Annotated in this window: 20 protein-coding genes; 12 read left to right on the top strand and 8 right to left on the bottom strand. The window is 66.7% G+C overall.

Annotation, left to right across the window (positions count from 1 at the left end):
- The first annotated feature begins 111 nt into the window (after positions 1-111).
- The 9 genes from WDB66_RS11165 (at position 112) to WDB66_RS11125 (ending at position 6,871) form a co-directional block, all read left to right on the top strand.
- Positions 112-909 carry an ABC transporter ATP-binding protein gene (locus WDB66_RS11165; protein WP_339398663.1) on the top strand — a complete coding sequence of 266 codons (798 nt, stop codon included), beginning with the start codon at positions 112-114 and terminating at the stop codon, positions 907-909.
- On the top strand, positions 902-1,642 hold the full coding sequence (locus WDB66_RS11160; RefSeq protein WP_339398662.1) for an MlaE family lipid ABC transporter permease subunit: 741 nt from the start codon (positions 902-904) through the stop codon (positions 1,640-1,642). The genes WDB66_RS11165 and WDB66_RS11160 overlap by 8 nt, the downstream gene beginning before the upstream one ends.
- 22 nt (positions 1,643-1,664) lie before the next feature.
- Positions 1,665-2,156 (top strand): outer membrane lipid asymmetry maintenance protein MlaD, encoded by a 492-nt coding sequence (mlaD, locus tag WDB66_RS11155; protein ID WP_339398661.1) that lies wholly within the window; start codon positions 1,665-1,667, stop codon positions 2,154-2,156.
- A 25-nt stretch (positions 2,157-2,181) separates the two neighbouring features.
- Complete coding sequence (locus WDB66_RS11150; RefSeq protein WP_339398660.1) at positions 2,182-2,781, top strand: MlaC/ttg2D family ABC transporter substrate-binding protein; 600 nt, start codon at positions 2,182-2,184, stop codon at positions 2,779-2,781.
- A gap of 2 nt (positions 2,782-2,783) precedes the next feature.
- Positions 2,784-3,062 (top strand): hypothetical protein, encoded by a 279-nt coding sequence (locus tag WDB66_RS11145; RefSeq protein WP_339398659.1) that lies wholly within the window; start codon positions 2,784-2,786, stop codon positions 3,060-3,062.
- Complete coding sequence (locus WDB66_RS11140) at positions 3,059-3,883, top strand: MlaA family lipoprotein (protein WP_339398658.1); 825 nt, start codon at positions 3,059-3,061, stop codon at positions 3,881-3,883. Before WDB66_RS11145 ends, WDB66_RS11140 begins: the two co-directional genes overlap by 4 nt.
- 24 nt (positions 3,884-3,907) lie before the next feature.
- A complete protein-coding gene (gene folE / locus WDB66_RS11135; protein ID WP_339398657.1) occupies positions 3,908-4,501 on the top strand; it encodes a GTP cyclohydrolase I FolE in 594 nt (197 codons plus the stop codon).
- Positions 4,502-4,690: 189 nt separating this feature from the next.
- A complete protein-coding gene (locus WDB66_RS11130) occupies positions 4,691-5,347 on the top strand; it encodes a protein-L-isoaspartate O-methyltransferase family protein (RefSeq protein WP_339398656.1) in 657 nt (218 codons plus the stop codon).
- Between the two features lie 105 nt (positions 5,348-5,452).
- Positions 5,453-6,871, top strand: coding sequence for a TolC family outer membrane protein (locus WDB66_RS11125; RefSeq protein ID WP_339398655.1), 1,419 nt, complete (start codon positions 5,453-5,455; stop codon positions 6,869-6,871).
- Positions 6,872-6,941: 70 nt separating this feature from the next.
- On the opposite strand, the gene waaA is transcribed toward WDB66_RS11125, so the two are convergent.
- Entirely contained in the window at positions 6,942-8,270 is a 1,329-nt protein-coding gene (gene waaA / locus WDB66_RS11120) for a lipid IV(A) 3-deoxy-D-manno-octulosonic acid transferase (RefSeq protein ID WP_339398654.1), read from the bottom strand.
- A 52-nt stretch (positions 8,271-8,322) separates the two neighbouring features.
- Between waaA and lpxL the strand changes: the two genes are divergently transcribed.
- Entirely contained in the window at positions 8,323-9,261 is a 939-nt protein-coding gene (lpxL, locus tag WDB66_RS11115) for an LpxL/LpxP family Kdo(2)-lipid IV(A) lauroyl/palmitoleoyl acyltransferase (protein WP_339398653.1), read from the top strand.
- Here lpxL and WDB66_RS11110 read toward each other — a convergent pair.
- From WDB66_RS11110 to WDB66_RS11085, 6 genes are all read right to left on the bottom strand, one after another.
- Positions 9,252-10,496, bottom strand: coding sequence for an O-antigen ligase family protein (locus WDB66_RS11110; RefSeq protein WP_339398652.1), 1,245 nt, complete (start codon positions 10,494-10,496; stop codon positions 9,252-9,254). The two genes, lpxL and WDB66_RS11110, sit on opposite strands and share 10 nt — an antisense overlap.
- Entirely contained in the window at positions 10,486-11,580 is a 1,095-nt protein-coding gene (locus WDB66_RS11105) for a glycosyltransferase (protein ID WP_339398707.1), read from the bottom strand. Before WDB66_RS11105 ends, WDB66_RS11110 begins: the two co-directional genes overlap by 11 nt.
- 40 nt (positions 11,581-11,620) lie before the next feature.
- Positions 11,621-11,809, bottom strand: a complete 189-nt coding sequence (locus WDB66_RS11100) for a zinc-finger domain-containing protein (RefSeq protein WP_339398651.1) — start codon at positions 11,807-11,809, stop codon at positions 11,621-11,623.
- Positions 11,810-11,949: 140 nt separating this feature from the next.
- Positions 11,950-12,528, bottom strand: a complete 579-nt coding sequence (locus WDB66_RS11095; protein ID WP_339398650.1) for a YceI family protein — start codon at positions 12,526-12,528, stop codon at positions 11,950-11,952.
- 88 nt (positions 12,529-12,616) lie between these two features.
- Complete coding sequence (locus WDB66_RS11090) at positions 12,617-13,225, bottom strand: malonic semialdehyde reductase (RefSeq protein WP_339398649.1); 609 nt, start codon at positions 13,223-13,225, stop codon at positions 12,617-12,619.
- Between the two features lie 66 nt (positions 13,226-13,291).
- Positions 13,292-13,996 carry a pirin family protein gene (locus WDB66_RS11085; RefSeq protein ID WP_339398648.1) on the bottom strand — a complete coding sequence of 235 codons (705 nt, stop codon included), beginning with the start codon at positions 13,994-13,996 and terminating at the stop codon, positions 13,292-13,294.
- Positions 13,997-14,100: 104 nt separating this feature from the next.
- Between WDB66_RS11085 and WDB66_RS11080 the strand changes: the two genes are divergently transcribed.
- Both WDB66_RS11080 and WDB66_RS11075 read left to right on the top strand, forming a co-directional pair.
- Positions 14,101-15,027, top strand: coding sequence for a LysR family transcriptional regulator (locus WDB66_RS11080; RefSeq protein WP_339398647.1), 927 nt, complete (start codon positions 14,101-14,103; stop codon positions 15,025-15,027).
- The gene (locus WDB66_RS11075; RefSeq protein WP_339398646.1) at positions 15,024-16,013 is read left to right on the top strand and encodes a mitochondrial fission ELM1 family protein; all 990 of its coding nucleotides are present in this window, start codon (positions 15,024-15,026) and stop codon (positions 16,011-16,013) included. Before WDB66_RS11080 ends, WDB66_RS11075 begins: the two co-directional genes overlap by 4 nt.
- A 3-nt stretch (positions 16,014-16,016) precedes the next feature.
- Here the strand turns inward: WDB66_RS11075 and WDB66_RS11070 are convergent, their stop codons facing one another.
- Positions 16,017-17,639, bottom strand: coding sequence for an acyl-CoA synthetase (locus WDB66_RS11070; RefSeq protein WP_339398645.1), 1,623 nt, complete (start codon positions 17,637-17,639; stop codon positions 16,017-16,019).
- Positions 17,640-17,693 lie beyond the last annotated feature (54 nt).

The following is a 17,693-nucleotide window of genomic DNA, read 5'->3' as shown; positions in this document are numbered from 1 at the left end:
TGATACTTGGCATCGAAGTTCATGCCGGCGGATAATGGCCGGTCATTTTCCCGACGACGGCGGCCTGCGCGATGCGGCCCGCCTTCCACCCGGAACGGTTGCCGAAGACCCATGACGATCTCCGACGATGCCGCCGTCCAGTTCAGTGGCGTGACCCTGCGCCGTGGCGCGCGCACCATCCTGTCCGACATCAGCTTCCGCCTGCCGCGCGGCAGCGTGACGGCGGTGCTGGGGCCGTCCGGTGCCGGCAAATCGACCCTGCTGTACGGTGTGGTCGGCGAACTGGTGCAGGCGTCCGGTGATATCGACGTGCTCGGCCATGCGCTGCCGCGGCCACGGGTGCGCGATCTGTTCACCCTGCGCCGCCAGATGGGCGTGATGTTGCAGGGCAATGGCCTGTTGAGCGATCTGGACGTGTTCGAGAACGTCGCGCTGCCGCTGCGCACGCATACCGATCTTCCCGAAGAACTGATCCGCGAGCTGGTGCAGATGAAACTGGCTGCGGTCGGGCTGGGCGAAGCCGGCGCGCTGGAAACCAACGAGCTGTCCGGCGGCATGGCGCGGCGCGTGGCACTGGCGCGCGCGGTGGTGTCCGATCCGCCGCTGATGCTCTACGACGAGCCGCTGACCGGCCTTGATCCGATCGCCTGCGGCGTCATCGTCAATCTGATCCGCCGCCTCAACGACGCGCTGGGCATGACCAGTCTGGTCATCACCCACAATGTGCGCGAGGTGCTGGAAATCGCCGATCAGGTGCTGATCGTGGCCAATCGCGGCATCGTGTTTGCCGGCACCCCGGCCGAACTGGATGGCAGTGCCGATCCGCTGGTGCGCCAGTTCATGGACGGCGGGCCGGATGGCCCGATCGGTTTCGATTACCGCGCGACCAAGGCGGTGGCACATGCGTGAAATGATCGCCGCGCTGGGCCGCTTCGGCCTGTTCCTGCTCCGCATCCTGGGCGCGATCCGCCCCAGCCGTTCGCAGTGGCGCGACACGGTGCGGCAGATTTACGTGATCGGTGCGCGTTCAGTGCCGATCATCGCGGTCGGGGGTGCCTTCGTCGGGCTGGTGATGACGCTGCAGGGCTACCGCGCGCTGGTCACCTTCGGGGCTGGCAATGCACTGGGCACGATGTTGTCCTTGACCGTTTTCCGCGAGCTGGGGCCGGTGCTGACCGCGATCCTGTTCTGCGGCCGCGCCGGTTCGGCGATGGCGGCCGAGCTGGGCTTGATGCGCGCCACCGACCAGATCACTTCGCTGTCGATGATGGCGATCGATCCGGTCGGCAAGGTCGTGGTGCCGCGCTTTGTCGCCACCGTCATCAGCGTGCCGCTGCTGACCGCGGTGTTCATCGCTTTTTCCATCCTCGCCGGCTGGTTCCAGGCGGAATTCCTGCTGGGCGTGGATGGCGGTTATTTCTGGGCCTCGCTGCAGTCCAGCGTGGACCTGTGGGAAGACTACGGGCAGGCCTTCGTGAAGTCGGCGGTGTTCGGCGTGTTCTGCGCGCTGATCGCCACGCATGTCGGCTTCCACGCCAAGCCCACGCCCGAGGGTACCTCGGTGGCGACCACCCAGGCGGTGGTTTACGGCTCACTGATGGTGCTGTTCCTGGATTTTCTGCTCAGCGCAACGTTGTATTGATCAAGAGGCACGGAGAACAAGCATGGCCAGTCCCAAGACCGAATGGAGCGTGGGTGCGTTCATCCTGATGGGTTTCGCGTGCGCGCTGGTGCTGGCGTTCGCCTCGACCAACTCGGGCGACCGCATGGGCGGCGCCAGCTACCGCGTGGTGGCCAATTTCACCAATGCCGGTGATCTGAAGGCGCGCGCGCCGGTCAAGATTGCCGGCGTGAAGGTGGGCGAGATCGAATCCATCGTGCTGGACGAGAATTTCGATGCCAGGGTCACGCTGCGCCTGGCGCGCAGTGCCGGCGAGCTGCCGGCCGACACCGGCGCGGCGATCTTCACCAGCGGCCTGCTGGGCGAACGCTATGTCGGGTTGTCGCCGGGCGGCGATCCGGAGCCGCTCGCTGACGGTGATGAAATCCTGCTGACCCAGCCCGCCGTGGTGCTGGAGCAGCTGATCGGCAAGTTCCTGTTCAACGCAGGTTCGGGTGATGACGCGGATGCTTCCGGGTCGTCCCGCTCGCGTTGAAGCGGGCAGTTGTGAGGAGTCCATGATGATCCGCTTGATGCTGGGCCTGTTGCTCGCCGTTTCCACTTCCCTGGCCGCCGCCGCCGAGCCGGCCGACATCGTGCTGGAACGTACCCGGGTGGTGCTGGATACCATCGTGGAAAAGCGCGCCAGCTTCAGCCGGGACCCGGCCGCGTTGCGCGAGTTCGTGCAGAGCCAGCTGCTGGATGTCATGGATCGGTCGTATTCGGCACAGCTGGTGCTGGCGCGTCATGCACGCGGTGCCAGTGCCGAGCAGATCGAAGCCTTCGCCGATGCGCTGACCGACAGCCTGCTGCGGCGTTATGCCGACGCGCTGCTGGAAATCGATCCGGGCACCGATGTGCGCATCGCCGCCTCCACCCCGATGCGCGACGGCCAGATCGTGCGCGTCGCCAGCCGCATCGTGCGCCGCGCCGGCGAACCGGTGCAGGTGGACTACATGTTCCGCCGCAAGGGCGATGACTGGCTGGTGTTCGACGTGATCGTGGAAGGCATTTCCTACGTGCAGACTTACCGCAACCAGTTCGACGAACAGTTGCGCCGCCGCAGCCTCGACGACGTCATCGCCGCGTTGCGCAGCGGTGAACTCCAGGTGCAGGGCTGAACATGTCTGCCGCCGCCTGGGTGCTGCCCGAACGCGTGACGCTGGATACCGTGGCGGGCCTGTTCCACGAGTGTGTGGCGCAGCCGGCCTCGATCCGCGCCTTCGACCTGTCCAACGTGCGTGAACTGGACAGCGCCGGTGTGGCCCTGCTGCATTGGTTGCGCGCGCGCCAGGCCGAGCTGGGACTGGTGCCGGCGCCGCTGCACGGCGATGACCACGGACGCTACCGGGCGCTGTGCCGTGCACATCGGCTGGAAGATCCGGCCGGGTGTTCACAATGAACCGCATGGGCCGTTTCAGCACGTTGCTGGCGATACTGCTGCTGGCCGCCTGCGCCAGCCAGAACACCCGCAGTCCGGCACCGCAGGAGAAATTCCCGGTGGCGGAACAGGCGGCTGCGACCGGCCAAGGCTGGAGCGACAGCGGCGCTGCGTTGTCGCCGGAGGATCCGTGGGAGGGCTTCAACCGCAAGGTCTACGCCTTCAATGACGTGCTTGATCGCGCGCTGCTGCGCCCCGCCGCCAAGGGCTACGCCAAGGTCACGCCCAGTGGCGTGCGGACCGGGGTTTCCAACTTCTTCGGCAACCTGCAACAACCGCTCACTGCACTGAACCTGCTGCTGCAAGGCCATCCGGGACAGGCCGGCACCGCGGTCGGGCGTTTCCTGATGAATGCGGTGCTGGGTTTTGGCGGCATCCTCGATCCTGCCAGCAGCGTCGGCGTGCCGCTGCGCAACCGCGATTTCGGCCAGACCCTGGCGACCTGGGGCTGGAAGGATTCGCGCTATCTGGTGCTGCCGATTTTCGGCCCGGGCACGGTACGCGATGGTCTGGGCAAGGGCGTGTCCAGCCAGGCCAGCGCGATCAGCTGGCTGGCGCGGCGCGAGGGTGCCGAAGTCAGCATTCTGTATGGTCTGGACGCGCGCGCTTCGGTGCTGCCGCTGGAGAATTTCATGCAGGACGCCAGCGATCCGTACCTGCTGGTGCGCGATGCCTATATGCAGCGTCGCCGCTGCCAGATCATCGATTGCAGCGAGGAAATGCCGGACTACCTGCTGCCCGATTACGATTTCGAAGTGCCGGATTTCGACACGTTGCGGTAATGGCCGCGAAACGGGGATTTTTGGATGGACAAGCATGACGAGGCGCCGGTCGACCAGGCGCAGGCCGAGGCCGCGGTTCGCACCCTGCTGCGCTGGGCCGGGGAAGACCCTTCGCGTGAAGGGCTGATCGATACGCCCAAGCGCGTGGCCAGGGCCTACCGCGACTGGTTTTCCGGTTATCAGGTCGACCCGGCCGAATATCTGCGTCGCACCTTCGAGGAAGTGGCCGGTTACGACGAGATGATCGTGCTGCGCGACATCGAATTCGAGAGCCATTGCGAACACCACATGGCGCCGATCATCGGCCGTGCCCACATCGGCTACCTGCCGACCGACAAGGTGGTCGGCATCAGCAAACTGGCGCGCGTGCTGGAAGGCTTCGCACGGCGGTTCCAGGTGCAGGAAAAACTCACCGCGCAGGTCGCGCACTGCATCGAGGACGTGCTGCATCCGCGCGGCGTGGGCGTGGTGATCGAGGCCGTGCACCAGTGCATGACCACGCGTGGCGTGCACAAGCGCGGCGTCAGCATGGTCACCAGCCAGATGCTGGGCGCCTTCCGCGAAGATGCGCGCACCCGCGCCGAGTTCATGCAGTTGATCCGCGGCGTACGCGGCTGAGTTCGCGCTTTCGTCGCGCCGGCATGTCCACTCCGGCAGATGTGCTGGATGATGAAGCCTGAACCGTGCCGGACCTGCCTTGGTGGCGGGTCGATGGTCATCAAGACTTCCGGCACTGCGCCACGGGCCAGGCAGGGGCTAGGCTGGTAAAATCAGCGGTCCGCTCCTTTCCTTTCCAAGGCATTCTCCATGTCGCTCGATTTCGAACTGGCCCGTTCCTCGATGGTGGACAACCAGGTGCGTCCCTGGGACGTGCTTGATCCGCAGGTGCTGGACGTGCTTTCCAGCGTCAAGCGCGAAGACTATGTGCCGGCGCGTTACCGCCGCCTGGCCTTTGCCGATCTGGTCCTGCCGCTCGAACACGACCAGGTGATGATGAAGCCGGTGATTGAGGGACGCATGCTGCAGGCGCTGGAACTGGCGCCGGAAGAGGAAGTGCTGGAAATCGGCACCGGCAGCGGTTTCATCACCGCTTGTCTGGCGCAGCTGGCACGCGATGTGGTCAGCATCGATATCCATGCCGATTTCGTCGAACGCGCGCAGGCGCGCTTCCGCGCGACGGGTTTGGCCAACATCCGCGTTGAACAGGCCGATGCACTGGAATACGAGCCCGGACGCCAGTTCGATGCGGTCGTGGTGACCGGTGCGGTGGCGGTATTGCCACCGGCATGGCTGGCCTGGCTCAAGCCCGGCGGACGCCTGTTCGTGGTCCAGGGTCACTCTCTGGTGCAGCGCGCCGTCCTGTATCGCGGCAACGCCCAGGGTCGGATCGAGGAAGAAGGTCTGTTCGAGACCGCGCTTCCCTATCTGATCGGTGCCGAGCCGGTCGAACGTTTCGTTCTCTGACGCGACTCCGGTTGCGCCGGGGAGCAAGGCAGGCTGGCGTCACGACCCATGTGGCGCAGCCGCAGGCCGATGGTCCATTTCACTTACCCATCCAGGAATCCCCGCATGTCGATGCCCCGAATCCGAATCCTGAGCGCCGCGCTGCTGCTGGCCGCCGGCAGCTCCACCGCGCTCTCCGCCGACCTGATGCAGGCCTATACGCTGGCGCGTGACAGCGACCCGCAGCTGGCCATCGCCGAGACCACGCGCCAGGCCACGCAGCTGCGCGTGACCCAGGCACGCTCCAGCCTGCTGCCCAGCCTGACCGGCTCGGCCGGTTACTCGCGCAGTGGTTCGGAAGGTGCCGGTGAGCGCGTGCTGTCGATCGATCCGCCGATCGTGTCGACCAGCAACACCCGCTCCCATTCCAGCGGACGCAACTACGGCATCGACCTGAGCCAGAGCCTGTACGACCACGCCAACTACACCCAGCTGCGTGCCGCGAAGAAGCGTACCGAGGTCGGTCAGGCCAATTACGACGCCGAGAACGACAATCTGATCGTGCGCGTGGCCGAAGCCTATTTCGGCACCCTGACCGCGATCGACGCGCTGGTGTTCGCCCGCGCCGAGGAACGGGCCGTCAAGCGCCAGCTCGATCAGGCCGAACAGCGTTTTGAAGTCGGCCTGACCGCGATCACCGACGTGCATGAAGCCCGCGCCCGCTATGACAGCGCCCGCGCCAGCACCATCGCGGCTGAAGTCGCGCTGGACGATGCGCGCGAGGCGATGGCCCAGATCATCGGCCAGCCGCTGGAAAACCTGCGCGGTCTGGATGAGGAGTTCTCACCCGAACGACCCTCGCCCAACAGCGCCGAGGCCTGGGTGGCGCTGGCGCTGGAACAGAACCCGACGCTGCGCGCGCAGGCCTATTCGGCCGAAGCAGACGAGCTGGATGTGGCCACCGCCCGTGCCGGCCACCTGCCGCGGCTTTCGCTGTCGGCCAGCAAGGGCCGCAGCTACGGCTGGGGCACCTCGGCGGCCGATGCCGGCATCATCCCGAGCAACAACAGTGGCGACGACTGGCGCGTGGGCGTCAACCTGGTGGTGCCGATCTTCTCCGGCTTCGCGACCCAGGCCCAGGTCAAGCTGGCACTGAATGCGCGCGATGAGCGCGCCTTCCAGTACGACCAGAACGAACGCGCGATCCTGCGCCAGACGCGCAATGCCTATCGCGCGCTGGATGCCGGCATCAGCGAAATCGAGGCGCGCCGCCAGGCCGTGGTGTCGGCCCGCAGTGCGCTGGAAGCCACCGAGGCCGGCTTCGAGGTCGGCACCCGCACCATCGTCGACGTGCTGTTGTCGCAGCAGGTGCTGTTCCAGTCGCAAAGCGCCTATTCGGCCGCGCGCCACAACTTCCTGGTCAACTCGCTGCGCTTGAAGCAGGCCGCCGGCATCGTCGATATCGCCGATCTGGCCGAGGTCAACCGCAATCTGGTCACCGATGCCGAAGCCGCGCTGGAGCAGGTGCCGGACGAAGCCTACTGAATCCGCTGCACACGCTGTAGCGCTGCGAACAATGCGCCTGGTTCCGTCCATGGGGCCGGGCGTTTTCGTGTCAGTGCTGCGTGACCGGGGTCTTGCCGGCGAGGATGCGGTGCACGATGTCCAAGGTGCGCTCCACCGCGCCGCGCTCGTTTTCCACCACCGAGATCGCGGCCTGGCCCATCTGCTGGCACAGCTCCGGCTGGCCCAGCAAGCGGCGCAGCACGGCGGCCAGGTCTTCGGCATCCTCGATTCTTACGCAGGCGCCGTGCTCGATCAGCAGCTCGGTGACTTCGGTGAAATTGAAGGTGTTGGGGCCGACGATAGTCGGAATGCCCAGCGCCGCCGGTTCCAGCACATTGTGCCCGCCGATCGGATCCAGGCTGCCGGCGACGAATGCGACATCGGCGGCGGCACAGAACGAAACCAGCTCGCCCAGCGTGTCCAGCACGAAGCACTGGGTATCCGGCCCGGCCATCGTGTCCTCGCTGCGGCAGGCGGTCAGGAAACCGTAGCTGCGACACAGCTGCACCATCGGCCGGAAGCGTTCGGGATGACGTGGCGCCACCAGCAGCAAGGCATCGGGGAAGCGCCGCAGCAGATGCGAATGGGCTTCGATCACTGGCAGTTCCTCGCCCTCGTGGGTGCTGGCCGCGATCCACACCGGGCGCTGGTTGCCCCACTGTTCACGCCACTGGCGCGCGTTGGGCTTGAGCGAATCCGGCACGTGCATGTCGTATTTCAGATTGCCGACCACGCGTACCCGTTCCGGCCGTGCGCCAAGTGACAAGAAGCGCTCGGCATCCAACTGCGACTGGGCTGCGATGAAGCGCGCGCTGCGTACCGCCGCGCGTACCAGCGGACGCACCGGGCCGTAGCCGTCCAACGATTTGCGCGAGAGCCGGGCGTTGGCGATCAGCACCGGGATTTGTGCCTTGTCGCACTCACGGAACAGGTTGGGCCAGATCTCGGTTTCCATGATCACCGCCACGCTGGGCCGGATGCGGTGCAGGAAGCGGCGGATCGCGCCGGGCAGGTCATAGGGCAGATAGACGTGGAACACCTGATCGCCCCACAGCTGGCGCACCCGGTCCGAGCCGGTCGGGGTGACCGTGGTGACGACGAAACTGTGGCCTTCGTAGCGCTGGCGCAGCGCATCCACCAGTGGCGCGGCGGCATTGACCTCGCCGACCGATACCGCGTGGACCCAGATCGAGGAACGGATGCCACTGTCAGGAAAGAACCCGAAGCGCTCGAACCAGCGCGAAAAATAGCCACGCGCGCGCAGCCCGCGGAACGCGAGGCGATAGAGAATCAGCGGCGTGAGCAGGTACAGCACCAGGGTATACAGGCTGCGCCGCAGCACGCCGCCGAGCCGGGCGATTCGGGTGGAGTGGGGCATCGGCGAAAGGATAGCCGTTACCATGCCCGCCTGCCGATGATCTTCCGTTCCGATGAGCCAGTCCCCGCGCCCGCTTCCCGCCACTTTGCCGCTGCCGGCGCCTCCGCGCGGGCCGCGTGAATGGCCGCGCTGGGCCGGTATCGGCGTGCTGTGGCTGCTGGCGCAGCTGCCCTGGTCGCTGCAGCGTGTACTCGGGCGCGGTCTGGGCACCGTGCTGCGCTGGCTGCTGGCCTCGCGCCGGGCCGTGGTGCGGGCCAATCTGGCGGTGTGTTTTCCCGAACGCGATGCCGCCTGGCGTGAAGCGCTGCTGCGCGAGAACTTCGCCGCGCTGGGGATCGGGCTGTTCGAATTCGGCCGCGCCTGGTGGGGTTCGATCGCGCCGATGCGGCGCAGCGCGCGCTATATCGGGGTGGAGCACCTGCAGGCCGCGCTGGCAGAGGGCCGCGGCGCGATCCTGATTTCCGGTCATTTCATGACGCTGGAAATCTGCGGCCGGCTGCTGTGTGAAAAGATTCCGCTGGCCGGCATGTACCGCCCGCACGATACCGCCGCGATGGAATGGGCGGTCAAGCGCGGCCGGCTGCGCTATGCCAGCGCGATGTTCGGGCGCGATGAGCTGCGCCCGGCGCTGCGTCACCTGAAGCAGGGCGGTGCGCTGTGGTTCGCGCCAGACCAGGACACGCTGCGCGGCGACAATGTGTTCGTGCCGTTTTTCGGCGAACCGGCGCGCAGCCTGACCTCGACCCACCAGCTGGCGCGCATGTCCGGCGCGGCGGTGTTCGCGTTTTTCCACCGGCGCGAGGCCGATGGCAGCTACACGCTGGAGGTCAAGCCGGCGTTCGAGGATTTCCCCAGCAGCGACGCCGCCGCCGATACCGCGCGGGTAATGGCGGCGATCGAGGCGATGGCGCGCGCCGCGCCGGCCCAGTACCTGTGGCTGCACAAGCGTTTCAAGCGCCGGCCCGAGGGCGCGGCGCCGATCTACGACTGATCCGCGCCAGCTCCGTTTTCAGCGCCGAGCAGTACCAGCCACACCGCCACCAGCCACAGCAGCGTCAGTCCCCAGAACGCCGAATACACCGCGTAATGGGTATTGAGCGGGAACAGCGTGACGAGCAGTGCCACGCTGGCCGGATGCGCGCGGTGGCGTGCGGTTTCCGGCATCCTGCGCGCGGCGCGCCAGGCGAAGATGATCGCAGCCAGCCACAGCCCCAGCCCCAGCAGACCGGTTTCGCTGAAAAGCTCCAGCACGATGTGGTGCGCATGCGAAGCGCCCTCGACGCCTTCGATATCGACGAAGGGGTCATCCGGCGCGGCAAACTCCGGATACACATAACGGAACGCACGCACCCCGACCCCATTGACCGGATGCGCCAGGCCCATCTGCCAGGACGTTTCCCAGATCGGAAGACGTCCGGAAAGCGCATGATCCAGCGCGGCGTAGTCGCCGCTCAGCGCGGCGGCGGTGCGATCCACGCGTTGTGCGAAGCGCTCGGATACCGAATACCCGGCGATGCCGGCCAGCAGCACCGCCAGCGTCAGCGACAGCAGCGCAGTGATGGCACGCCGGCGCCCCAACGCCTGCCAGAACACCAGCGCCGCGCCCAGTGCAAACGCGAACCAGGCGGCGCGCGCGCCGGCCAGCAGGATCACCACCAGCAACATCACTACCGCCAGCGCCAGCAGCATCGTCCTGCCTCGCTGCCAGGCCTGCACCAGCACGAACGGCGTCAGCACCGCCAGCACGCCGCCGAGTTTGAGATTGTCGGCACCGAAGATGCCGCTGAGCCGGTCGCTGGTGGCCGCGCCGCCCAGACTCAGCCCGGTGACGGCCTGCAACAGCGCATCCAGGCACCAGAACACTGCGATCAGTGCGGCTCCGGCACAGAGCAGGTCGGCGGTGCGCGGTGTGCTGGGGGTGTTGGCGGCGTACAGCAGGAACGGCACGAAGCGCAGGTCCAGCGCCACTTCGCCCCAGGTCTTGCCCGGTGCGGCGCTGTCGAAGGCCGAAAGAAGTTGCGGCAGCCAGTACGCCAGCCCCAGCGCCAACGCCAGTCTCACACCGGGCTGTTGCCAATCGATCCGGCCGCACAGCAGTGCCACGCCGCCGAGCACGGCACCGACCAGCACCGGCAGTTCCGAGGCCATGCCGAAGGGCAGCAGCGCCAGTGCGGCCAGCAGCAGCCAGTGCGCGGGCGCCAGGCTGCGCAAAGCGTCAGCGCGCATCGGCCACCTCGCGGTACACGGCCAGCGTCGCGTCCTGCATCGCCTGCAACGACAGCGGCGTGAACGGCGCGACCAGCGGCGGCTGTTGCAGCCACTGCGCCGCGCGCGCGAACAGGGCATCGGCGTCGCCCGGCGGGATCGCACCTTCGGCAAAGCCGCGCGCCAGCAGTTCACCGACGCCGCCGCGATCCCAGCCCAGCACCGGAACGCCCAACGCCAAGGCTTCCGCCACGGTACGGCCGAAGGCTTCGGGTTTGGTGGAAAGTTGCAGCACCGCGAAGGCCTCGGCCATCACCTCGCGGATGTCGCGCCGGGGCGGGGCGAAGGCTATCGCCTCGGCCACGCCCTGCCGCACGGCCAGTTCGCGCAGTTGCGCCAGATAGGCCTCGCGCCCGGCTTCGACCACGCCCTGCAGCAGCAGCGCGACATCGTGGCCGTCGCGGCGCAGTCGTGCGATGAGTTCGATCGCCTCGGCATGGCCCTTGAGCCGGGTGCCGCGCCCGGGCAGCACGAACCAGCGCCGCCCGGCCAGCAGCGGATATTCGGTGAAAAACGCTTCCCGCCAGGTCTTGCTGGTGCGGTGGCCGCGCGGGAAATCGGCCGCATCCACGCCGCGCTCGATGACCCGCAGCCGGGCCGGATCGGTGTCCGGATAATGCGCCAGCACATAAGCGCGCACGGTGTCGGAGACGCAGATCACGCGTTGCCCGCGCGTCATGATCGCGCTGTAGGCGCTGACCGAGTTGAGGCCGTGCACGGTAGTGACGAAGGCGGGTTTTGCGCCGCGCAGGCCACGCAGCGCGAACCAGCCGATCCAGGCCGGCAGGCGCGAGCGGGCATGGACGATGTCCGGCCGATGCTGTTCGATCAGCCGGCGCAGGCCGAAGACATGGCGCAGTGTCAGCAGCGACTTGCGCCCGATCTCCAGCGTCAGATGGGTGCCGCCGGCCGCTTCCAGATCGGCCACCAGCCGGCCGCCGGCCGAGACCACCAGCGCGCGGTGTCCGGCGCGGGTCAGGGCCTGGGTGATTTCGATCGTGGAGCGTTCCACGCCACCGGAATGGAGTGCCGGCAGCAGCTGCATCACCGTGAGTGGCGTACTCACGTTGCCTGGTGCGAAGCGGTCAATCCTTGAGCACGTACAGCGCGCTGCAGTAAGGGCACTGCGCCTGGCCGGTGGCCTCGATCGGCAGGTACACCTTCGGATGCGAGTTCCACAGCGCCATGCTGGGCATTGGGCAGGACAGCGGCAGGTCGGCGCGGGTCACTTCGTAGCGGGTTTCGGTATTGGCAGGCTGGGCGGCGGCGGTCATGGCTCTGGTCCCGGAGGGAAGACGCCGATTCTACCGTGCGACAACCGATACCGCAGCCGCAGGCGGCAAACCGCCGGCACCTGGAGTAGATGCCGGCGGTTGTCAGGGGTGACGCGAAGGCCGCGCCACGAGGTGCGGGATCACTCTTCGACCGAGGCCTCGATCGTGATATCCAGCTTCACTTCCGGGCCGGTGGCAGGGAGGTAGGTGGTGATGCCGAAGGCGCCACGCTCGATGCTGCCAGTAGCGTCGAAACCGGCGCTGGGCTTCTTGTGCATCGGGTGCGGGCCGACCTTGTTGACGGTGACCTGGAAACTGGCCGGCAGGGTCACGTCCTTGATCGTCAGGTCGCCGGTCAGATTCAGCTTGCCGTCGCCGGCATCTTCGACTTTGGTGCTCTTGAAGGTGGCGGTCGGGTAGGTGGCCGCGTCGAAGAAGTCATCCTTCTGCAGGTGCTCATCGAGCTTGGCCACGCCGGTGCTGACGCTGGCGATCTGGGTGGTGATCTCGACGCTGGATGCGGAGGGGTTTTCCGCATCGTAGGTCACCGTGCCCTCGGTCGCATCGAAGCGGCCGGTGATGGTGGAGTAGCCGAAGTGGCTGTAGGTGAACTTGATCTGGGTGTGGGTCGGATCGATGGTGTAGGTCACCGGTTCGGCCACGGCGGTGGCGCTGAGGCTGGCGGCGACCAGGGCGGCGGCGAGCAGACGGATCGACATGGTGTGACTCCTTTGCATATGAATGTGGAGGATACGGATTGAAACGCTGGAACGATGGACATGGAGCGGCGCTGGGTGCAGCGCGGTTTTACAGGATGCGGGTGGCTTCGTCGAAGGACAGGCGCGGGCTGCGCGGGAACAGGCCTTCAGGATTGCCGTAACCGATGTTGCAGATGAAATTGGCCTTGATGCGGCTGTCGGGGAAGAACTCGGCTTCGATCCCGGCCGCATCGAAACCGGACATCGGGCCGCAATCCAGGCCGATGGCGCGAGCGGCCAGCATCAGGTAGGCGCCTTGCAGCGAACTGTTGCGCAGCGCCACCGTGGTCAGCACGTCTTCGGGTGCACCTTCGAACCAGGACTTGGCATCAGTATGCGGCAGCAGATACGGCAGCTTCTCGTAGAAATCCAGATCCATGCCGATGATGGCCGTGGCCGGTGCTTCCTGCGTCTTGCCGCGGTTGCCTTCGTCCATCAGCGGCATCAGCCGCGCCTTGGCTTCGGGCGACACCACCCAGACCACGCGCGCCGGAGAGGTGTTGGCGGCGGTCGGACCCATCCGGGCGAGGTTCCAGATGCGTTGCAACTGCTCGGTGCTGACCGGCTTGTCGAGCCAGCTGTTGTTCGGGAAACCGAAGGTGCGCGCCTGCAGGAAAAGCTGGTCAAGCGCGGCGTCGTCGAGGATGGTTCGGGTCATGCGGAAAATCTCCTGGAGAAATCAAGAAAACCAAGGGTGGAACGGGAATGGTGGGCGTGTTGCGGCTCAATCCTGCAACTGGAACAGGCAGGCCTCGACCGGGCTGTCGGCTTCCAGTGTCAGGGTTCCGCTGCCGCAGACCGCAGCGGCGTCGCCGGCTGACAGTGCCTGGCCGTTGAGGCGCGCGTTGCCGCGGGTGAGCTGGAGCCAGGCGCGCTGTCCGGTTTCGAGCGGGTGTTCCAGCGTACGGCCTGCGGCCAGCCGGGTCAGGTGGATCTGCGCCTGCTGGTCGATCGGCAGGCTGTCGGCACGTCCGTCGGGCGACACCACCAGACACCAGCGGTTGTCACGCTCTTCCGGTGGAAAGCTGCGCTGTACGTGGCCGGGCGTCTGGTCCTGCTGCCGTGGCAGCAGCCAGATCTGCAGGAAATGCACCGGTTCGGTTTGCGAGGCGTTGTATTCGCTGTGTTCGATGCCGCTGCCGGCGCGCATGCGCTGCACGTCGCCGCTGTGGATCGTCTCGCTGTTGCCGAGGCTGTCGCGGTGCGCCAGCGCACCGTCCAGCACGATCGAGACGATTTCCATGTTGGCATGCGAATGCGTCGGGAAACCGGCACCCGGCGCGACGATGTCCTCATTGATGACACGCAGCGCGCCAAAACCCATGCGGCGCGGCTCGTAGTAGTGCCCGAACGAGAAGCTGTGGCGGCTGTCCAGCCACGGCAGCCGGGTACGGCCGCGTTCGCAGGAAGGATGTCGGATGATGTCCATGCCACCCATTCTATGGGCGCGTTGGTGACGGGATAAGGCGGATTTGGCTGAATTTAGTGTTCTCTGTTATGGAACAATGACGCATCCGGCCACCGGTTTCGATGATGGACCACATCAGCTGTATCCGTACCTTCCTGCGCGTGGCCGAGGTGGAGAACTTCTCCGAGACTGCGCGCCAGCTCGGCATTCCCAAGTCGCTGGTGACGCGCCGCATCCATTATCTGGAAAAGGAACTGGGCACGCCGCTGCTGGTGCGCACCACGCGGCGGGTGCGGCTGACCGAATCCGGCGCACTGTACCGGCAGCGCGTGGCCGGGCTGATCGAAGATCTGGACGCGCTGGAAAGCAGCATCTCCGCACACGATCTGGAACTGCGCGGCCTGATGCGGATCAGCTCACCGACCGCCTTCGGGGTGCAGGCGTTGCGACGCGCACTGGCCGATTTCATGCGCGATCACCCCGAGCTGACGATGGAGCTGACCCTCAACGATGGCCCGGTCAATCCGGTGGAGGAGGGCTACGACATGGTGATCACCGACCGTGGCGAGATCTCCGGCCAGTTCCAGGAAGAGCCACTGTTCCGCTTTGATCTGTTGTGCTGCGCGGCGCCGGCGTATCTGGAGGCGCGCGGCGTGCCGCAGGTGCCGGCGGATCTGCGCGAACATGACTGCATCCAGTACCTGTATCACGAGAGTGGACACCAATGGCGCTTCGGCGAGGGCCAGCAGGTGCACCGGGTGCAGGTGCATCCGCGCCTTACCACCAACAGCGGCGCGCTGATGCACGATGCTGCCGTCGAAGGCGAGGGCGTGGCGATCCTGCCGTTCTTTCTGGCCCGTCAGTCGCTGGAAGCGGGCCGGCTGGTGGAAGTGCTGCCCGGCTACACGCTGCCGCAGAAGACGATGAAGGCGGTGCTGCCGCGCAAACGCGAAACCGTGCGTCGCAACCAGCAATTGGTGGAGCATCTGCGCCATGCGCTGGGTAACGAATGTCCGCAGCGCGGCGCGCTGCGTGGAGTGCCGATCGCATGAATCCGGTAGCGCCATGCCGCGTGCTGGCGATCAGCGATGGTGCGGCCGGCAACGAGAACCAGGCCGTCGCGCTGGCGCAGGCCTTGGGCGTGGAACCGGTGGTGTTGCGCCTGAGCGCACGCGCGCCGTGGCGCTGGATCGCGCCGCGCCGCCTGCCGGGGGTGGCACGGGCCTTCGGTGCGGAATTCGCCCATTGGCTGAAGGCCGAAGCCGGCGATGTGCCATCGCTGGCAATCGGTTGCGGGCGTCAGGCCGCGCTTGCGACGCGACTGCTGCGCGAGTCGGGTGGCGGTGATTGGGCCAGTGTGCAGATTCTTGATCCGCGCATCGCGCTGTCGCATTACGACCTGGTGATCGCGCCGCGTCACGACGGGCTGGCCGGCGACAATCTGATCACCACGCTCGGCGGCCTGAACCGCATCGACGATGCCTGGCTGGAACAGGCACGCGCCGCGTTTCCTGCACTGGGCGCACTGCCGGCGCCGCGCCACGCCGTGCTGCTCGGTGGACCGACCCGCGCGCTGCGGCTGGATCAAGGCTATTGGCGGGAGCTGGAAAAAACCTTGCGCGTACGGCTGGAACGCGACGGCGGCAGCCTGATGCTCACCAGTTCACGCCGCACCCCGGACTGGCTGCGTGCCGCTGCGCGCGAGGCGTTCGCCGGGGTGCCGGGCATCCAGTGGCATGGTGCCGGAGATGGCGCCAATCCCTATGCCGGCATGCTGGGCTGGGCCGATGTGCTGGTGGTGACACCGGATTCGGTCAATATGCTCAGCGAAGCCGCCGCCACCCGCGCCGAACTGCTGACGTTTGCGCCGCAGCCGGTGCGCGGCAAGGTCGGGCGTTTCGTGGCCGAGCTTGAGCGCAGCGGGCGGCTGCGCTTCATGCATGAAAAAGGACCGCTGCCGCCGGTCGAACCCTTGCGTGAAAGCGCACGGGTCGCGGCTCTGGTTGCACAGCGGCTGGGGTGGATGCAGGCCGAGTGAGGCTCAGGCCTGCTTGGCCTGCTCGCGCAGCATGAACTTCTGCACCTTGCCTGTGGAGGTGCGCGGCAAGGAACCGAACACGACGTGTTTGGGCACCTTGAAACGCGCCATGTGCTCGCGGCAGTGGGCAATCAGCTCGGCCTCGGTGGTGCTGGCGCCGGGGCGCAGTTCGACGAAGGCGCACGGCGTTTCGCCCCATTTCTCGTCCGGCCGCGCGACCACGGCGGCCACCATCACCGCCGGATGCCGACACAGCACGTCTTCCACCTCCAGCGAGGAAATGTTCTCGCCGCCGGAGATGATCACGTCCTTGGAACGGTCGCGGATCTTGACGTAGCCGTCCGGGTACAGCACAGCCAGATCGCCGGTATGGAACCAGCCGCCGGCGAACGCGGCATCGGTGGCGCCGGGGTTTTTCAGATAGCCCTTCATCGTCAGATTGCCGCGATACATGATTTCGCCGATGGTTTCGCCGTCGGCCGGCACCGGCTGCATCGTGTCCGGATCCATCACCACCATGTCTTCCTGCAGCAGGCATGCCATACCCTGGCGCGCATTCATTTCGGCGCGCTGTTCCAGTGGCAGTTCGTCCCAGTGCGCACGCTTGATGCAGACCGAGGCCGGGCCGTAGGTTTCGGTCAGGCCGTAGACATGGGTCACGTCGAAACCCATGCGCTCCATGCCCTCGATCACCGCCGCCGGCGGAGCGGCGCCGGCCACCAGGCATTTGACCCCGGACACGCCCTGTTTGAGTTCCGCCGGGGCGTGCACCAGCGAGCTGAGGATGATCGGGGCGCCGCAGAAATGGGTGACGCCGTGCTCACGCATCAACGCGAACACCTCGCCCGCATCGAAGCGCCGCAGGCAGACATGGGTGCCGGCCACCGCCGCCAGCGTCCACGGGAAACACCAGCCGTTGCAGTGGAACATCGGCAGCGTCCACAGATAGACCGCGTGCTGCGGCATGCTCCAGTCCAGCACGTTGGCGATCGCGTTCAGATAGGCGCCGCGGTGGTGGTAGACCACGCCCTTTGGGTCGCCGGTGGTGCCGGAGGTGTAGTTGAGCGAGATCGCATCCCACTCGTCGGCCGGCAGGCGCGGTTCGAAGCCGGCATCGCCCTGCGCCAGGAACTGTTCGTACTCCAGTTCGCCGATGCGGCGGGTATCCGGATACAGCACATCGTCCACGTCGATCACCAGCGGCGGCTGCCGGCACAGAGTCAGCGCCTGGGCGATGACATCGGCGTATTCCGGATCGGTGAACAGCACCCGCGCGCCGCCGTGGTCGAGCATGAAGGCCAGGGTCTGGGCGTCGAGCCGGGTGTTGAGCGTGTTCAGCACCGCGCCGAGCATGGCCGGGCCGAAATGCAGTTCCACCATCGCCGGCACATTCGGCAGCATCGCCGCCACGGTGTCGCCCGGGCCGATGCCGCGCTGCTCCAGTGCGCTGGCCAGTTGCCGGCAGCGGCGATGGACCTCGCCCCAGGAAAGTCGCCGTTCGCCATGCACCACGGCCAGATGATCCGGATACAGCGTCGCACTCTTGCGCAGCAGGCTGAGCGGCGACAGCGGGGTGAAGTTGGCGCGGTTGCGGTCCAGATGCGTGGCGTAGGCGGAAGCGGACATCGGCACAGGCTCCGGTGAAAGGCGTGCGCTGATTGTCGTGTTGCCCCACGGGCG

It is taken from the genome of Denitratimonas organivorans, assembly GCF_037478135.1.
GTDB lineage: Bacteria > Pseudomonadota > Gammaproteobacteria > Xanthomonadales > Xanthomonadaceae > Denitratimonas.
This window is presented reverse-complemented; position numbering and strand designations above follow the sequence as displayed.